The organism is Sphingomonas sp. 2SG (genome assembly GCF_005503285.1).
Taxonomy (GTDB): domain Bacteria; phylum Pseudomonadota; class Alphaproteobacteria; order Sphingomonadales; family Sphingomonadaceae; genus Sphingomonas; species Sphingomonas taxi.
In genome coordinates this window covers 43,081-57,988 of record NZ_SCMZ01000007.1, presented here as the reverse complement: position 1 = coordinate 57,988, position 14,908 = coordinate 43,081, and the positions used below count along the sequence as shown (strand labels likewise).

Genomic DNA, 14,908 nt, shown 5'->3' with positions numbered 1-14,908 from the left:
GCGGCATGAACCATGATGCCGATCGTCCCGACGTTCCCGCCGATGGTGTGCTGCTCGGCTATGGGCCGATGGTGCCGCTGGTCGCCGCTGCCTTGGGGGCCTGGGTGCTGCCGCCGCCGTGGCCGTTCTGGGCGGTGCAGCTCGGCATCATCTGGGGCGCACTCGTGCTCGCCTTCATCGCCGGCGTGCGCCGCGGATTCGGCTTCGGCTATCCGCGCGCGTCGAAGCCGGTCGAGATCGCGACCAGCATCGCCTATTTCACGCTCGCCGGTTTCGCGCTGGTGATCGGTCGCCCGTCGGGGGCGCTGCTGCCGCTGATCGTCGGCTATGTGCTCGCCGCATTGCTCGATCGCCGGGCGGCACTCGCCGGCAATGCGCCCGCCTATTTCGCGACGTTGCGGCCCCGCCAGTTGCTGATCGGCGCGGCGGGGCTCGCCGGACTGTGGGCGTGGACGGTCGCCGCCTGAGCGCGACCGTCCGGTCCCGCATCAGTCGTTCTTCATCGCCGCGATCAGCTTCTTGACCTCCTGGCTGCGGCCGCGCGGCAGGATCATCACGTCGTTGCCGCTCGCCACCACGATCAGGTCGCTGATCCCGACCGCCGAGATGCGGATTCCGTCCGAGCGGATCAGGCAGTCCTGCGTGTCGATCGCCAGCACCTCGCCACGATGCGCGTTGCCGCTCTCGTCGCGCTCGCTGATCGCGTGCAGCGCGTCCCAGCTGCCGACGTCGCTCCAGCCCATCGCGACCGGCACCACCGCGACCCGCTCGGCACGCTCCATCACCGCATAATCGATCGAATCGTCGGGCGACGCGCCGAACGCCTCGGCATCGGGGTAGATGCGCACGCCGTCACGCCGTGCCTTGGTCATCGCCTCCTGCGTCGCGGTGAGCATGCCGGGGGCGTGTGCGGCGAGGGCGCCGAGGAAGATGTCGGCGCGGAACAGGAAGATGCCGCCGTTCCAGGCGTGATCGCCGGAGGCCAGCATCTCTTCGGCGCGCTCGCGGATCGGCTTCTCGACGAAGCGCGCGACGCGGTGGACGCCCGCGGCGAGCGGCTCGCCGACCTTGATCCAGCCATAACCGGTCTCGGGCGCATCGGGGGTGATGCCGAAGGTGACCAGCCAGCCGTCGGCGACCAGCGGCATCGCCGCCTCGATCGCGGCGTGGAAGGCGGCGACGTCGGCGATGACGTGATCGGACGGCATCACCAGCAACGCCTCTTCACCCTTGGCGGCGAGCGCCGCGAGCGCAATCGCGGGCGCGGTGTTGCGCGCCACCGGTTCGAGGATCACCGCCTGCGGCGCCGCGCCGACCGCATGGAGCTGCTCGTCGATGTGATCGGCGTGCCGCGCATTGGCGACCACGATCGGCGCCGCGAAGGCTTCGCCGTGCGCGCGCTTGGCGGTCAGCTGCAGCATGGTTTCCTCGGCGGTCAGCGCCAGCAGCTGCTTGGGCATCTCGGGACGCGACATCGGCCACAAGCGGGTGCCGGACCCTCCGGAAAGGATCACAGGAACGATCGTCATGATGCGTGATAAACTCCTTGGGACGCGCACCCCTAACCGAAATGAAGCGCGCGCGAAACGATCCTTAAGGGCGCCTTCTTCAAGTTTTCTTTTCTTTTTTCTGCGACCTGCGGGATAGCTGTCGGAAAAGCTTACAGACCGGCATGGGAGGGTGCCCGCATGATCCGCCTGTTCAAGCATTATGTGCCCTATGCCGTGCTGCTGCTCGGCGTGGTCGATGCGCTGTTGCTGATGACCGCGGCGGAGCTTGGCTGGGTGATCCGCGCGCATCAGATCGGCATGCTGGTCCTGCCGGTGACCACCCGGCTGCCGCAATTGTTCGCCTTCGCCGCGGCGTTGCAGATCGCGCTGATCGCGGTGGGGGCCTATGGCGTCGGCTCGTTCCTGTCACTGCGTTTCGCCGCGGCGCGGCTGGCGGTGGCGATCCTGATCGGCGTCGTCTTCCTGTCGATCCTGTTCTTCCTGATCCCGCCGGTGGCGCTGTGGCGCTCCAATCTCGCCTATGCGACGCTGATCGCCGCGGTGCTGCTGGTCGTGGTCCGCGCGATGCTCAACCGCACGCTCGGCGGCGATACGTTCAAGCGGCGGATCATCGTGCTCGGCGCCGGTCATCGTGCGGCGCGGATCGGCGCGCTGGCGGACCAGCCCGGCGCCAACGTGATCGTCGCGGGCTATGTTGCGATGGGCGAGGCCGATCCGGTGGTCGCGGGTGCCGTGCCGCGCGACACCATCCCCAACCTCGCCGCGCATGTCGTCGACCATGGCGCCGGCGAGGTGGTGCTGGCGCTGGAGGAGCGCCGCAACGCCTTGCCGCTCAAGGACCTGCTGCGCGTCCGCACCACCGGCGTCGCGGTCAGCGAGATTTCGACCTTCCTCGAACGCGAGACCGGGCGGATCGACCTCAATTCGGTCAATCCGTCGTGGCTGATCTTCTCCGACGGCTTCGCCTCGGGTCGGATGCTGTCGAGCGTGTTCAAGCGCGCCTTCGACATCGTCGCCAGCCTGCTGCTGCTGATCCTGACGCTGCCGCTGATCCTGCTCACCGCGCTGGCGATCAAGCTCGAATCGCGCGGGCCGGCTTTCTATCGCCAGCGCCGCATCGGCCTCTACAATCAGGGGTTCGACATCGTGAAGCTGCGCTCGATGCGCCAGGATGCCGAGGTCGCCGGCAAGGCGGTGTGGGCGGAGAAGGACGATCCGCGCATCACCCGCATCGGCCGCATCATCCGCCTCGTCCGGATCGACGAATTGCCGCAGACCTGGGCGGTATTGAAGGGCGAGATGAGTTTCGTCGGGCCGCGCCCCGAACGGCCGCAGTTCGTCGACCAGCTCGAACAGCAGCTGCCCTTCTACGCCGAGCGGCACATGGTGAAGCCGGGGATCACCGGCTGGGCGCAGATCAATTATCCTTACGGCGCGTCGATCGAGGATGCCCGCCACAAGCTGGAATACGACCTGTATTATGCGAAGAACTATTCGCCGTTCCTCGACATGCTGATCCTGCTGCAGACGCTGCGGGTGGTGCTGTGGCCGGCGGGGGCGCGCTGAGCCGATGGCGGCACTGATCCTCTGGGGCCATGCGCTGGCGGCACTGGCATTCGGCCTGCTCGCGCTCGGCGCGCTGCGCCGGCAGGGCCTGGGGGCTGGCGTGGGGGCGACGCGCAACGGGCTGACGCTCGCCTGCATCCTGACCGCTCTATGGGCGCTGGCGGTGGCGGGGATCGGTGCGGACGATGTCGCCGCGCGGCTCGGCGAAACGCTGCGCAACCTCGTCTGGCTGGCGGTGCTACTGGCGCTCGTCCGGCGGGGGCGGAGCGGCAGCGTCGCGCTCTACGCCGTCTATCTGGTCGCCGCGACGATCACCGCCGCGGCCGGGCTGCTCGCGATCCTCGACACGCTGCCGCTCGCTCGCGATGCGCTGGCGGCGATCGAGGCGCTGCGGCTGATCGCGGCGATGCTCGCGGCGGTCGCCGGTCTGATGCTCGCGCATCAGGTCGCCGCCGGCAGCGCGTCGCGCACCACCGGACCGGCGATACCGGTCGCCATCGCGCTCGGCGGGATGTGGGGTGTCGACCTGCTCGTCGCGATGCTGGGATATGGCTTCGATGCGGTGCCGCCCGCCGCGCTCGCCCTGCGCGGCTTCGTCGTCACCGGCGTCGCGCTCGTCCTCGTCACCCGCCGCAGCGCGCGCAGCCTCGCGGTGTCGCACGGCATCGTGCTGCGCTTCGTCTCGGTGGCGGCGGTGCTGCTCTATGCAGCCTTCACCATCCTGCTGACCCGGATCGCCGACCATTATGCCGGCAGCACGGTGCGCATCGTGCAGACCGCGATCGTGCTCGGCGCGACCACCGCGCTGATGACATTGCTGTCGACGCCGTGGCTGCGCGCCTGGCTCAAGGTAAAGGTCGCCAAGCATTTCTTCCGCCATCGCTACGATTATCGCGCCGAATGGCAGCGCTTCACCGCGACGCTGGGCACGCCGGGGGCGGGCGCCGATCCGCTCGACCTACGCATCGTCCGCGCGATCGCCGACCTGACCGGCTCGCCGGCGGGCGTGCTGCTGGAGCCGGACGGCAGCGGCCTCGCCCCCGGCGCCGCATGGCACTGGCGCGAGGCGGGGACCACCGATGCGGCGCTGCGCGATCATCTCGCCGCCAGCGCGCGCATCGTCGAGCTCGACCAGGTCCGTCGCGGCGCGGCGCCGGCCGAGGAGGCGGCGGCGATCCCGCAGTGGATAGGCGACCATGCCGAGGCGTGGGCGCTGGTACCGCTGATCCATGGCACCAGCCTGATCGGCGTCATCCTGCTCGCCCGCCCGCCGTATGAACGGCCGCTCGACTGGGAGGACCTCGACCTGCTCCGCGTCGCCGGGCGGCAGGCGGCGAGCTACCTCGCCGAGGATCGCGCGCATGCCGCGCTCGCCGACGCCGCGCGCTTCGACGAGTTCAACCGCCGCTTCGCCTTCATCATCCACGACATTAAGAATCTGGTCAGCGGCCTCAGCCTCGTCGCGCGCAACGCCGAGCGGCACGCCGACAATCCCGCATTCCGCGCCGACATGGTCGAGACGCTGAAGGACTCCGCCGCCCGCATGAACGCCTTGCTCGCCCGACTGTCGCAACACCATCGCGCGACACCCGAACCGCTCCAGCCGGTCGACCTCGCCGGCCTCGCACTGCGCCTCGCCGCCGGACGCCGCGCCCAGCATCCGGTGCGCGTCGCGGGGCAGGGGACAGCGCTCGCCCAGCCTGGCCGGCTCGAGCAACTGCTCGGCCACCTGCTTCAGAATGCCATTGAGGCGAGCCCGGCCACCGCGACCATCGACCTCGTCGCCGGCACGACCGGCGACGGCGCGTTTATCGACGTGATCGACGCCGGCTGCGGGATGAGCGCCGCCTTCGTCCGCGACCAATTGTTCCGGCCCTTCGCCTCGTCCAAGCCCGCCGGCTTCGGCATCGGTGCCTATGAGGCGCGGCAGCTCGCCGAGGAGATGGGCGGCCGGCTCGACGTGACCAGCCGCGAAGGCGAGGGGAGCCGCTTCCGCCTGACCCTCCCCGCCGCGCCCGCGCTGGAGCATGCCGCATGACCGACAAGCCCGTCCTGCTGATCGTCGAGGACGATCTCGCGCTCCAGCGCCAGCTCCGCTGGGCCTATGAGGGCTATGAGATCGTCGGCGCCGCCACCCGCGCCGAAGCGATCGAGGCACTGCGCAGCCGCGAGCCTGCGGTGGTGACGCTCGACCTCGGCCTGCCGCCCGATCCGGACGGCACCAGCGAAGGGTTCGCGACGCTCGCCGAGATGCTGGCGCTCCAGCCCGCGACCAAGATCATCGTCGCCTCGGGCCACGGCGCCCGCGACAGCGCGTTGCGCGCGATCGCGCTCGGCGCCTGGGATTTCTACGCCAAGCCGATCGACATCGACGCGCTGGGCCTGATCGTCGCCCGGGCCTTCCACGTCCATGCGCTGGAGGCGGAGAACCGCCGCCTCGCCGCGCGCGAGACGGCCGCGGCCGGATTCGGCGGATTGATCTACGCCTCGGACGAGATGGCGAAGGTGGTGCGCACGATCGAGCGCGTCGCGCCCGCCGATGTCTCGGTGATGCTGCTCGGTGCGAGCGGCACGGGCAAGGAACTGCTCGCCCGCGGCATCCACGATCATTCGCCGCGCCGCCGTGGCGAATTCGTCGCGATCAACTGCGCCGCCATTCCCGAGACGTTGCTCGAAAGCGAATTGTTCGGCCACGAAAAGGGCGCGTTCACCGGTGCGGTCAAGACGACGCCGGGCAAGATCGAACAGGCGGCGGGCGGCACCCTGTTCCTCGACGAGATCGGCGACGTGCCGCTGCCGTTGCAGGTCAAGCTGCTGCGCTTCCTGCAGGAGCGCGTCATCGAGCGGATCGGCGGGCGCAAGCCGATCCCGGTCGACACCCGCATCGTCTGCGCGACGCATCAGAACCTCGGCACGATGGTCGCCGACGGACGCTTCCGCGACGATTTGTATTACCGTCTCGCCGAGATCGTCGTGAGTATCCCCGGTCTCGCCGAGCGGCCGGGCGATGCCAGCCTGCTCGCCCGCGCCTTCGTCCGGCGTCACGCCGCGGCGATGAACCCCGCCGTCACCGGCCTCGCGCCCGATGCGCTGGCGGCGATCGACGCCTGGGGCTGGCCGGGCAACGTCCGCGAGCTCGAGAACCGGATCAAGCGCGCGGTCATCATGGCCGACGGCAAATCGGTGACCGCCGCCGATCTCGATCTCGACGCGACCGCGGCCGATGCGCTGCCGCTCAACCTGCGCAGCGCGCGCGAGACGGCGGACCGCAAGGCGATCCGGCAGGCGCTGGCGCAGGCCGACGGCAATATCTCGGGCGCGTCGCGGCTGCTCGGGGTCAGTCGGCCGACGTTGTACGATCTGCTCAAGAGCTACGATCTGCATGGCTGATCGCCGCTATCCCCTGCTGCCCGGCAAGCGCCGCCGGCGGATCGTCTGGCCGCGCCCGCGCCGTCGGCAGGTGATCGCGCTCGTCGTGCTCGCACTGGTCGCGGCGCTTGTCGCGCTGCTGGTGCTGCGTCCCGCGCCGCGGATCGACCCCGCCGTGGCGCTGCGTGACGCCGGCACCGCTTATCGCATCGGCAATTACAGCGCCGCCCGCAACCATGCGCTCGCCGCGCTCGCCGGCGCGCCCGGATCGCGACCGGCGATGCTGCTGCTCGCCCGCGCCTATCTACGGCTCGGCGACGGCGTCGCGGCGGAGGGGGCGTTGAGCCGTGCCCGCGCGCTGCGCATCGCGCCCGCCGACATCGCCGGCCTGCGCGCGCAGGCCCGCTTCCTCCAGTCCGACTGGCAAGGGGCGATCGACACCGCCGCGCGCGCGCCGGCCGGCGACGGCGAGGCGATCCGCGCCCGCGCCCGCGCGCTGGCGATGCAGGGAGACAGCGGCACCGCCGCACAGGCGCTCGCCGGTCTGCTCCAACGTACCCCGCGCGACGCCGCCGCCTGGACCGATCTCGGTCGCATCCGCCTCGACGCCGGCGAGATCGTCGCGGCCGCCGATGCCGCGACGCGGGCGCAGCGGCTCGCGCCGGGCGATCCGGTCGCGCTCGCCTTGCAGGCCGAGATCGTCCGCACCCGCTATGGCCCGGTCGCCGCGCTGCCGTGGTTCGAGGCCGCGCTGGAGCGCGACGCTTATTATCACCCGGCGCTGATCGAATATGCCGCGACGCTCGGCGAGGTCGGGCGCAACGCCGATATGCTCGATGCCACCCGCCGCGCGCTCGCCGCGCGGCCGGGCAGTCCGCAGGCCTTCTACCTTCAGGCGGTGCTCGCCGCGCGTGCCGGACGCGGTGAGCTGGCGCGCGATCTGCTCCAGCGCGCCGGCGACGGCATCGGCGCGCTGCCCGGTGCGGCGCTGCTCGGTGGCGGCCTCGACTTCGCGCGCGGCCAGACCGAACGCGCGATCGGCACCTGGCGCCAGCTCGCGGCGGATCAGCCGATGAACGTCGCGGTCCGCCGGCTGCTCGGCGCGGCGCTGCTACGGTCGGGCGATGCGCAGGGTGCCCTCGACCAGTTGCAGCCGATCGCGCTGCGCGACGATGCCGACGGCTATACGCTGACCCTCGTCGCCCGCGCCTTCGAGGCGACCGGGGACCGCGTCGCCGCGGCGCGTTATCTCGATCGTGCCGCGGCCGGTGCGCATGGCGGCCCCGCCGCCTTCGCCAGCGACGACGATCCCGCCGCGCTGCTCGCCGATGCGCGCGAGGACCCGACCGACCCCAATTACCTGCTCGGCGTCATCCGCGCGCAGCTCGGTCGCGGCGATACCGCCGGTGCGATCGCGCGCGCGCGCGGCCTCGCCGCCGCCAGCCCGGGCGCGCCCGCCGCTCAGACCGTCCTGGGCGACGCGCTCGCGATCGGCGGCCGCTTCGCCGAGGCGGCGCAGGTCTATGCGCGCGCCGCCAGCCTCGCCTTCGACGAACCGACGATGCTGCGGCTGGTCGATGCCTGGGGCCGGGCCGGTCGCCCGCGCGAGGCGGCGGCGGCGCTGTCGCTCTACCTCGGCCAGAACCCGCAGAGCCTGTCCGGCCGCCGCATCCTCGGCCATTGGCAGATCCGCAACGGCGAGACGGACGCGGCGATCGAGACGCTGGAGAGCGTCCGCCGCATGGCCGGCAATCGCGACGCCATGCTGCTCGCCGATCTCGCTTTGGCCTATGCCGGCGGCGGCGCGGATGCGGACGCGGCGGTGGCGCGCAGCTACGGCCGTGCCGCCTATCGGCTCGCGCCGATGAACGCCGGCGTATGCGACGCTTATGCGGTGGCGCTCGCCGCGGCGGGCGATCTGGCGGAGGCACGGCAGCTCGCCGCCAAGGCGGTCGCGCTCGCCCCCGGCGACCCGGTGATCGCCACGCATGCCCGCCGGATCGCCGCCTGATCGGTCCCTTGATCGCTTGCGCCGACGGAGTGGCGCGGTCATCACCGCGGCATGACCGATCCCCTGGACCGTATCGCCGCGGCGCTCGACCGCCTCGCTCCGCCGCCGCCCGCCAGCGACGATCCGCAGGCGCACCCCGCTTACGTCTGGCGCGACGGCGCGCTGGTCGCCGCGCGTGCCTTCACGCCGCTGCCGCTCGACCTGCTGATCCGCGTCGACCGCCAGCGCGACGCTTTGGTCGAGAATCTGCGCCGCCTCGCCGCCGGTGCCGCGGCGCAGGACGTGCTGCTGTGGGGCGCGCGCGGCACCGGCAAGTCGGCGCTGGTCAAGGCCGCGATCGGCGCGGTGCAGGGCGAGGGCGGCGGGATCGCGCTGGTCGAGGTCGCCGCGCTCGACACGCTGCCGCAGCTGTTCACGCTGCTCGCGCCGATCCCGCGTGCGTTCGCCTTGTTCCTCGACGACCTCGGCATCGACTTGCCCGCCGAGGCGCGCATGTTGCGCTCCCTGCTGGAAGGCGGTGCGGAGGCGCGTCCGGACAACGTGCGGCTGCTGGTCACCGCCAACCGCCGCCATCTCGTGGTGCGTGACATCGCGGAACAAGATGGTGCGATCAACCCGCGCGACAGTATCGACGACCAGCTCGCCCTTGCCGACCGGTTCGGCCTCAGCCTCGGCTTCCACGCGCTCGATCAGGACGATTATTGCGCGATCGTCGCGGCTTATGCGGCGCGATACGAATTGCCGTTCGACGCGGCGGAAGCGATCAACTGGGCGACGCGCCGCGGCAGCCGGTCGGGCCGGGTCGCGTGGCAATATGTTACCGAGCTTGCCGGCCGGGCAGGGCGAAGCTTGCGCGAGATCAGGTAAAAGCTTTGTCAATCATGGGGCAAAGTGCTTGACAGCATAGAGCCGTAACGGCTCAGTCCGCGTGTGTCGCGGCTGAGTGAACTCGATCTGACTATACGCCTCGCGCCTGCGGTGCCGCGGGCCGTGACGCAGGTGTCGGTCGGGCTGTTCACCGCGGCGACCGCGATCTTGTTCTACACCGCGCTCGATCGATTGACCGTCGGGGATGGCGCGCCCTTCGCCTTGTGCTTTCCGGCGATGATGCTCGCGACCTTGTTCGCGCGCTGGCCGGCCGGCGCGCTCTCCGGATTGGTCGGCATCTTCTACGCCTGGGCCTATGCCTTTCCCGCCACCGCGGGTTTCCGCATCCCAGATCGCAACGCCGCGGTGACGCTCGGCTTCATCGTCGTCGCGGCGGTGATCACGGTCGCCACCGCCGAACTGTTCCGCCGTGCGGTTCGGCGCGCGACGATGGAGCGGGATCAGGAGATCGCCGATCGCGACCTGCTGCTGCAGGAGATCGACCATCGCATGAAGAACAATTTCGCGATCGTCACCTCGATCCTCGACATTCAGCGCCGCCGGGCGGACGGCGATGCGGCGGAGGCGCTCGGCGCCGCGCTCAACCGCGTCGAGAGCATCGCACGGGCCCACCGCCACCTGTACCGCGGCGCCGGGCAGGGCGATGCGGTGCAGATGCGCGGCTATCTCGGCGATCTCTGCTCGGCGTTGTCGGACGCGCTGCTGCTGCGCGGCGGCATCTCGCTGGTCTGTTCGAGCGACGAGGTCGAAGTGTCGCGCGACCGCGCGGTGTCGATCGGCCTCGTCGTCAACGAGCTGGTCACCAACGCCGCCAAACACGCCTTCGGCGGTCGGGCCGGCGGCACGATCACCGTCGGCTTCCGGCAGCGGCCCGGCGGCTGCACGCTGATCGTCAGCGACGACGGCGTCGGCATGCCCGCCGCCGCCGCGCCGACCGGCATCGACCACGGCCTGGGCTCGCGCCTCATCCCGGCGTTCGCACGGCAGGCGGGCGGCACGCTCGCCACCGAAAGCGGCCCGGACGGCACCACGGTGACGATGGACCTGCCGGCCTAGCCGAGCCCCTCGACCTGTTCGGCGAGTTCCAGCCAGCGCATCTCGGCAGCGTCCTTCTCCTCCCGCGCCGCATCGATCGCCGCGGTCAGCGCGGCGAAGCGCTTGGGATCGCGCACGTATAGCGCGGGATCGGCGAGCAGCGCCTCGTCGCGCGCGATCGCCGCGTCGATCGCCTCGATCCGCGCCGGCAGTTGGTCGTAGTCGCGCTGGTCCTTGTAGGTCAGCTTGGTCTTCGCCTGCGCCGGGGGAGGGGGGGCGGCCTTGGACGCCGATGCCTTTTTCGTCTCGGCCGGTTTCTTGCGCTGCCGCTCCCAATCCTCATAGCCGCCGGCGACGACATCGACCGTCCCGGAACCGTCGAGCCCCAATGTCACCGTCACCGTCCGGTCGAGGAAGTCGCGATCGTGGCTGACGATCAGCACCGTGCCGCCGTAATCGGCGATCACCTCCTGCAACAGGTCGAGCGTCTCGAGATCGAGGTCGTTGGTCGGCTCGTCGAGCACCAGCAGGTTCGATTCGCGCGCGAACTCGCGCGCCAGCAGCAGCCGCGAGCGCTCGCCGCCCGACAGCGTGCCGACCTTCGCCTCCGCAAGGCTGGGATCGAACAGGAACTCCTTGAGATAGCCGTGGATATGCTTGCGCACGCCGAGCACGTCGATCCAGTCGCCGCCGTCCGCCAGCACCTCGCGCACCGTCTTGGTCGGTGCCATCAGGCTGCGCTGCTGGTCGATGATGACGCCGTCGAGCGTCTTGGCGAGCTTCACCTCGCCATCGTCGGGCTGCAACTCGCCGGTCAGCAGCTTGAGCAGCGTCGTCTTGCCGGCGCCGTTGCGCCCGACGATGCCGATCCGGTCGCCGCGCGTCACGCGCAGGTTGAGGTCGCGGATGATGGTGCGGTCACCATAGCTCTTGGTGGCGTGCTTGACGTCGATGACCACCTTGGTCTTGCTGTCGTCCGAGGCGGTAACCAGGTTCGCCGACCCTTGCGGCCCCATCATCGCCGCCCGCTCGGCGCGCATGTCCTTCAGCTTGGCGAGCCGCCCCTGGTTGCGCCGCCGCCGGCCGGTAACGCCGCGCTGCAACCAATGCTCCTCGATCTTGAGCTTGGCGTCGAGCCGCTGCGCGTTGCGCTCCTCCTCGGCATAGACCTGTTCGGTCCATGCCTCGAACCCGCCGAAGCCGATCTCGGCGCGGCGGATCGAGCCGCGGTCCATCCACAAGGTCTGCTTGGTCAGCCGGGTGAGGAAGGTGCGATCGTGGCTGATGACGACGAACGCGCCGCGGAACCGGCCCAGCCAGTCCTCCAGCCAGTCGATCGCGGCGATGTCGAGATGGTTGGTCGGCTCGTCGAGCAGCAGCACGTCGGGGTCCTGCGCCAGCGCGCGGACGATCGCCGCGCGCCGCCGCTCGCCACCCGAAGCCGACGCGGATTCGCGCGACAGGTCGATGCCGAGCTGGTCGGCGATCGCATCCGCCTCGTGCCGCTCGGGCGCATCCGCGCCGCCGAGCACGTAATCGGCGAGCGTCGCGCAGCCGGCGAGGCTCGGCTCCTGTTCGAGCAGAACGACGCGGGTGCCGGGCACGATGACGCGCCGGCCTTCGTCGCTGTCGATCAGCCCGCCGATCAGTTTGAGCAAGGTCGTCTTGCCCGCGCCGTTGCGCCCGATCAGCGCCAGCCGGTCGCGCGCGCCGATGTGGATGTCGAGGTGGCGGAACAGCCAGCCGTGACCCTGGATCACGCCAAGGTCTTCGTACGCAAGGATTGGGGCAGCCATGGCCGGCGCAGGTAGGGGGCCGGAGCGCCCGCGGCAAGCGCGCCCGCGCCCGTCACCGGGAACCAGCATCGCTCCCAATGCTTTGCGACTGCTCCATTCACAGGCTGTTCAATGCCTTCCGCCTATGCCAGTCCTCATGAAGATGGTCGTGCCCCTCATGTTATTCGCGATGGTCGCCGCAATGTCTCCCGCCGTCGCGCAGGCACCGGACCAGCGTCGCAGCGATCAGGCGCGCGCTTATGACGCCCGCCGCAAAGGCGAGGTGCTCTCGCCGCGCGCGATCGAGGCCCGCGTCATCCCGACGATGAAAGGCTATGAATATCTCGGCTTCGACCTCGATTTCAGCACCGCGGTTTACACGCTGAAATTCATGCGCGATGGCGTCGTCGTCTGGGTCGATGTCGATGGCCGCTCGGGCCAGATCATCGGCCGCACCGGAAATTAAGGGGGATCACATGCGCGTTCTGATCGTCGAGGACGAGCCGAATCTCGGCCAGCAGCTCAAGAACACCCTCGAAGGCGCGGGCTATGCCATCGATCTCGCCACCGACGGCGAGGAAGGGCATTTCCTCGGCTCGACCGAGAATTACGACGCGATCGTGCTCGACCTCGGCCTGCCGGAGATCGACGGGCTGACCGTGCTCGACCGCTGGCGCAAGGAGGGCAAGACGATGCCCGTCCTCGTCCTCACTGCGCGCGACAGCTGGTCGGACAAGGTGGCGGGGCTCGACGCCGGCGCCGACGATTACGTCGCCAAGCCGTTCCAGACCGAGGAGCTGATCGCCCGCCTGCGCGCGTTGATCCGCCGCGCCTCGGGTAATGCCTCGTCGGAACTGACCGCGGGCGACGTCCGCCTCGACACCCGCTCGGGCAAGGTCACCAAGGCCGGCGAGCCGGTGAAGCTGACCGCGCAGGAATACAAGCTGCTCAGCTACCTGCTCCACCACAAGGGCAAGGTGGTCAGCCGCACCGAGCTGATCGAACATATCTACGATCAGGATTTCGATCGCGATTCCAACACGATCGAGGTGTTCGTGACGCGCATCCGCAAGAAGCTGGGGCAGGACGTGATCACCACGATCCGCGGCCTCGGCTACAGCCTCGAAGATCCCGACGCCTGATCCGTCGGTCGGATCGGGTCTTACCGTCATGGACACGCCACCGCTCGCCGAAGCTCCGCCGCGCCAACGTGCGGCGACGACGGGATCGCTGTCGCGGCGGATGATCCTGATTGCCGCGGCGTGGATCGGGCTGCTGTTGTTCGGAGGGGGATTCGCGCTCGACCGCGTGCTGACCAATGCGGTGACGAACAATTTCGACTCGCAGATGCAATATGTGCTGCGATCGCTGTTGGCGTCGGCCGCGGTCGACCCGGACGGCCAAGTGTTCTTCAGCCGCGATGCAGCCGCCGACCAGCGGTTCATCGAGCCAAATTCGGGTTTGTATTGGCAGGTGACCGCGCCCGGCATGCCGGTGAAGGATGCGTTTCCGTCGCGCTCGTTGTGGGACCGCAGGCTCGCCTTCGGCGGCAGCCACGACGACCGCCGGGTCCACATCTACGACAGCGACCAGTTTTCCGACGACAAGTTGCGAATCGTCGAGCGCGACGCGCAGATTCCGGGATCGAAGGTCCATTGGCGTTTCCAGGTCGCCCAGAGCCGTCGCGATCTCGACGCCCAGATCGCCGTTCTCCGCCGCACGCTGATCCGCAGCTTCGCGCTGCTCGGCCTCGGGCTGATCGTGCTCGTCTGGTTGCAGACCTTCTACGGTCTCTGGCCGCTGCGCCGGGTGCGCGACGAGATCGCGCGGATGCGCGCCGGCCAGTCGAACCGCATCTCCACCGCGATGCCCGACGAGGTCGCGCCGATGGTCGAGGAATTGAACGCGCTGATTGAGCATAACGAACGGCAGGCGGAGGAAGCGCGGCGCCACGCCGGCAACCTCGCCCACGCGCTCAAGACGCCGCTTACCGTCATCATGAACGCCGCCACCGCGCAATCGGACGATCTCGCCGACACGGTGATCCGCGAGGCGCGGACGATGCGGCGGCAGGTCGACCATCATCTCGCCCGCGCCCGCGCCGTCGGCCGCCGCGGCTCGGCGCACAGCCGTGCCGAGGTGTGGCCGAGCCTCGAATCGGTCGAGCGTGCGGTCGGCCGGCTCTATCGGCACGTCCGCATCGACGTCACCGGACCCCGCGACCTGCAGGTCCATGTCGAGCGCCAGGACCTCGACGAGATGCTCGGCAATCTGATCGAGAATGCCGCCAAATACGGCGGCGGCAGCGTCTTCGTCACCGTCGGCGCCGAAGCCGGCTTCGTCGAGCTGCTGATCGAGGACGACGGGCTGGGCATCCCCGAGGAAGACCGGGTGCGCATCTTCGACCGCGGCGTGCGGCTGGACACCGGCAAGCCGGGGACCGGGCTCGGCCTCGCGATCGTCCGCGACGTCGCGGAGATCTATGGCGGCACGGTCAGTCTCGAGGAGAGCGAGGATCTCGGCGGCCTGATGGTCCGGCTGCGCCTGCCCGCGGCTGGGTGAGGGACGCGGTTGATTCGTCCCCCCGGACTGGTTCGCAATCGCTTAAAAACCCACCAGTGCTCCTGCGAACGCAGGAGCACTGCGCTGATTTCCCGACGATGGGGGCTTTCGCATAGGCCCAGACGAGCCGAAGCCAGTCCGTGCCGAGACGGCTTCGTTCTTCCCCAATGGGATAAAGCGTCGGTCTTGCC

General features: G+C 70.0%; 12 protein-coding genes. 10 read left to right on the top strand and 2 right to left on the bottom strand.

Annotation, left to right across the window (positions count from 1 at the left end):
- Positions 1–5: 5 nt before the first annotated feature.
- Entirely contained in the window at positions 6–467 is a 462-nt protein-coding gene (locus FFS23_RS04940) for a DUF3429 domain-containing protein (RefSeq protein WP_137897689.1), read from the top strand.
- A gap of 21 nt (positions 468–488) precedes the next feature.
- Here FFS23_RS04940 and FFS23_RS04935 read toward each other — a convergent pair whose 3' ends face one another.
- Positions 489–1,529, bottom strand: a complete 1,041-nt coding sequence (locus FFS23_RS04935; protein ID WP_137897688.1) for a mannose-1-phosphate guanylyltransferase/mannose-6-phosphate isomerase — start codon at positions 1,527–1,529, stop codon at positions 489–491.
- A gap of 159 nt (positions 1,530–1,688) precedes the next feature.
- Here FFS23_RS04935 and FFS23_RS04930 point away from each other — a divergent pair, with 159 nt between their 5' ends.
- The 6 genes from FFS23_RS04930 (at position 1,689) to FFS23_RS04905 (ending at position 10,401) form a co-directional block, all read left to right on the top strand.
- Positions 1,689–3,077: a TIGR03013 family XrtA/PEP-CTERM system glycosyltransferase gene (locus tag FFS23_RS04930; protein ID WP_038661982.1), complete on the top strand. Its 1,389-nt coding sequence runs from the start codon at positions 1,689–1,691 to the stop codon at positions 3,075–3,077.
- Positions 3,078–3,081: 4 nt separating this feature from the next.
- Complete coding sequence (prsK, locus tag FFS23_RS04925; RefSeq protein ID WP_137897687.1) at positions 3,082–5,115, top strand: XrtA/PEP-CTERM system histidine kinase PrsK; 2,034 nt, start codon at positions 3,082–3,084, stop codon at positions 5,113–5,115.
- Positions 5,112–6,467: a PEP-CTERM-box response regulator transcription factor gene (gene prsR, locus FFS23_RS04920; protein ID WP_137897686.1), complete on the top strand. Its 1,356-nt coding sequence runs from the start codon at positions 5,112–5,114 to the stop codon at positions 6,465–6,467. Before prsK ends, prsR begins: the two co-directional genes overlap by 4 nt.
- Complete coding sequence (locus FFS23_RS04915) at positions 6,460–8,457, top strand: tetratricopeptide repeat protein (RefSeq protein ID WP_137897685.1); 1,998 nt, start codon at positions 6,460–6,462, stop codon at positions 8,455–8,457. The genes prsR and FFS23_RS04915 overlap by 8 nt, the downstream gene beginning before the upstream one ends.
- Before the next feature lie 51 nt (positions 8,458–8,508).
- Positions 8,509–9,324 carry a DUF815 domain-containing protein gene (locus tag FFS23_RS04910; RefSeq protein ID WP_038661971.1) on the top strand — a complete coding sequence of 272 codons (816 nt, stop codon included), beginning with the start codon at positions 8,509–8,511 and terminating at the stop codon, positions 9,322–9,324.
- Positions 9,325–9,387: 63 nt separating this feature from the next.
- Positions 9,388–10,401 carry a sensor histidine kinase gene (locus FFS23_RS04905; protein WP_137897684.1) on the top strand — a complete coding sequence of 338 codons (1,014 nt, stop codon included), beginning with the start codon at positions 9,388–9,390 and terminating at the stop codon, positions 10,399–10,401.
- Here the strand turns inward: FFS23_RS04905 and FFS23_RS04900 are convergent.
- Positions 10,398–12,176, bottom strand: a complete 1,779-nt coding sequence (locus FFS23_RS04900) for an ABC-F family ATP-binding cassette domain-containing protein (RefSeq protein ID WP_137897683.1) — start codon at positions 12,174–12,176, stop codon at positions 10,398–10,400. The genes FFS23_RS04905 and FFS23_RS04900 overlap by 4 nt on opposite strands.
- 181 nt (positions 12,177–12,357) lie before the next feature.
- Between FFS23_RS04900 and FFS23_RS04895 the strand changes: the two genes are divergently transcribed.
- The 3 genes from FFS23_RS04895 to FFS23_RS04885 all read left to right on the top strand — a co-directional run bounded on the left by FFS23_RS04895 (position 12,358) and on the right by FFS23_RS04885 (position 14,717).
- Entirely contained in the window at positions 12,358–12,621 is a 264-nt protein-coding gene (locus FFS23_RS04895; RefSeq protein WP_349303948.1) for a hypothetical protein, read from the top strand.
- A 10-nt stretch (positions 12,622–12,631) separates the two neighbouring features.
- Complete coding sequence (locus FFS23_RS04890) at positions 12,632–13,297, top strand: response regulator transcription factor (RefSeq protein ID WP_037533025.1); 666 nt, start codon at positions 12,632–12,634, stop codon at positions 13,295–13,297.
- Between the two features lie 100 nt (positions 13,298–13,397).
- Positions 13,398–14,717: a sensor histidine kinase gene (locus FFS23_RS04885; protein ID WP_171009361.1), complete on the top strand. Its 1,320-nt coding sequence runs from the start codon at positions 13,398–13,400 to the stop codon at positions 14,715–14,717.
- Positions 14,718–14,908: the final 191 nt, after the last annotated feature.